Raw genomic sequence first — 1,861 nt, 5'->3', positions numbered from 1 at the left:
GGCGAGGGGAGGGCGGTGCGCGCCGGGACGGTCAGGAGCCGGCCAGCAGGTGGGCGCGGAGCCCGGCGCCGTAGGAGGTCGGGGTGCCGTCGTAGGAGCTGATCAGCGAGGGGCCGGAGGAGCAGTCCCAGGTGTTCCACGTCCAGCCGAGGTAGGACGCGGCGTGCGCGTCGAGCCAGGCCATCAGGGTGTCGACGTAGGAGTGGCCGCAGGTGTTCTCGCCGATCTCGCCGGCGACGAGCGGGACCTGCGCGGCGACGGGCGCGAGCTGCTGGTCCCAGCAGGACGCGTCCTTGCAGTAGTTGAAGTTGTAGGAGTGCCAGGCGGCCGCGAGGTTTCCGGTGGGGTCGGACGGCTTCTGCGCGAGCCACTGGGACAGGTCGTTGGAGTAGCTGCTGCCGGCGACCATCACGACGTTCTCGGCGCCCGTGGAGCGGACGGCGTCGAGCAGGTCCTGCATCCCGGCGGCCTCGTAGGTGAGGCCGGTGCAGTCGGCGCCGCCGTCGCGCCAGCACTTCCACGACTGGGCGTAGTCCATGACCTGGAGATTGTTCGGGTACGGCTCGTTGAAGAGGTCGAATACGACGGCCGTGTCGTTCTTGTACGCCGAGGCGAGCTGCCGCCAGAACTCGGGCGCGTATTCGGCGTCCGGCATCGGCTTCTGGCATTCGGCGTTCGCCGTGTCGCAATGGTTGTCATTTCCGGTCCACAGCCCGTGGCTCCAATGCAGCTCCAGAATGGGCGTGATGCCGTTCTGTTCGAGCAGGGCGACGTAGTCCTTCACGGCGTTCTGGTACGCGGCGCCGCGATAGGCCGGATCGACGTTGCCGAGTCCCAGCCAGCAGTCGGAGTTGAGCGGCACCCGGACGGCGTCGACGTTCCAGCTCCTGATCGCCGCGACCGACGCGGCGTCCATCGGGCCGTCCCAGAAGCCGTTGCCCTGGACGCAGGCGAACTCGCCGCCGGACCGGTTCACCCCGCGCAGCCGCACGGCGTTCCCGGAGGCGTCCACGAAGGCGTTCCCGGAGACCTTCAGCTTCGGCGCGGCCCCGTCGGACGGGGGAGTGGTCGGCGGGGTCGTGGGCGGCGTCGTCGGCGGCTCGGTCGGCTCGGTGCCGCCGTTGCAGGGCGTCCCGTTCAGCGCGAAGTCGGTGGGGGCGGCGTTGGTGCCGCTGTAGCTGAACTGGGCTCCGGCCTGGGCGGCGGCGCCGGTCGCGAGGGAGCCGTTCCAGCTCTCGTTGGCGACGGTGACGGTCCGGCCGGACTGCGACCACCGGCCGTTCCAGCCGTTGGCCAGCTGCTGGTTCCCGCTGTAGGAGTAGGTCAGCGTCCAGCCGCTGACGGCCGGGCCCCGGTTGGTGATCGTGACGGCGGCCGTGAAGCCCGTGCCCCAGTCGTTGGTGCTGTAGTCGACCTGGCAGGCGACGGCGGCGTGGGCCGCCGGCGCGCCGAGCAGGGCCCCGGTGCCGGCGACGACCGTCGCGGCGGCCAGCGAGCCCGCCGCGCACAGCGCGCCGGTCAGTGCGGCCGCCGCGGCGGTGCGCGGGGAAGGCGGTCTCATGGGGTCTTCGCTTTCACGTCGGTTCTTTCCGCTTGGGAGCGCTCCCACTCCTGGACTGCGGTGAACGTAGAACGGGCCGGACGCGACATGGAAGCCTTGTTCCATTCCTTTCACGAAATTTCACGGCGCCTCGCGCGCACGAGTGAGGCGCCGGAGGATTTCCGGAATCCGTCCGGCCGGTGACACTTGACACAAACGGCCTCCGAACCGATTCTTGGGAGCGCTCCCACTACTCCCGACCCGGTCCCCCCGCCGACGACCGGGACCCCCCGAAGGGAGTGCTCAGCGTGACCCTTTCTC

General features: G+C 70.4%; 1 protein-coding gene. It reads right to left on the bottom strand.

The window, feature by feature from the left end:
* Positions 1 to 31: 31 nt before the first annotated feature.
* Entirely contained in the window at positions 32 to 1,561 is a 1,530-nt protein-coding gene (locus E1284_RS40465; protein WP_131945399.1) for a cellulase family glycosylhydrolase, read from the bottom strand.
* Positions 1,562 to 1,861 lie beyond the last annotated feature (300 nt).

Source organism: Actinomadura bangladeshensis, assembly GCF_004348335.1.
GTDB classification, from domain to species: Bacteria; Actinomycetota; Actinomycetes; order Streptosporangiales; family Streptosporangiaceae; genus Spirillospora; species Spirillospora bangladeshensis.
The sequence above is the reverse complement of the archived record's forward strand: the minus strand, read 5'-3'. Positions and strand labels throughout refer to the sequence as shown.

Excerpts from the sequence above, each read along its gene's own strand:
- E1284_RS40465 (WP_131945399.1), bottom strand. The coding sequence starts at position 1,561 with ATGAGACCGCCTTCCCCGCGCACCGCCGCGGCGGCCGCACTGACCGGC.